Raw genomic sequence first — 493 nt, forward strand, 5'->3', positions numbered from 1 at the left:
TAGCCCGGATTTCTCATGAGCACCCGGCAGCCGCTTCTCCGGCAGCATAACGGCTCCGAGCGGGGCTGCAATGACCTTTTATCGATCAGATTCTGATCACTAAGCCGGTTTTAGATACACTGCCCCCTTTCCCCCATTGGTTCGGGCCGGGGGCGCCCGCTGGTTCTATGTCGGAGCCAGTCGTCCGACCAATTGGCTGAGCTCGTCTTTCCAGGGGTAATGCTCGCTGATCATCAGCCGGATCCGGCGGGTGTTGCGGATCACCACCGCTGCCACCTTGATCAGCTTCAGCCGCAAGTTGTGGATGCTCATGCGCTCGAAGCCGGTGTTTTTCAGATACCGGCGCAGGCGCTCGAACAGCGTGTAGGCAAAGCCTGACAGCAACAGCCGCCACTGGTTGGCCCACCAGTCGGTACTCGATGAGCGATCGGCGAACAGATCCAGCTGCTGGTCCTTGATCCGGTTTTCCATGTCGCCACGGGCGCAGTACTGC

1 protein-coding gene is annotated in these 493 nt (G+C 59.8%); it reads right to left on the bottom strand.

The annotated features are described in order from the left end of the window. Positions 1-165 precede the first annotated feature (165 nt). A partial coding sequence (locus F3089_RS15775; protein WP_192497422.1) for a transposase occupies positions 166-493 on the bottom strand: 328 nt, incomplete at its 5' end.

Origin of the sequence: Halospina sp. K52047b (assembly GCF_008709855.1) — a bacterium.
In the GTDB taxonomy this organism is placed as follows: Bacteria; Pseudomonadota; Gammaproteobacteria; order Pseudomonadales; family Oleiphilaceae; genus Halospina; species Halospina utahensis_B.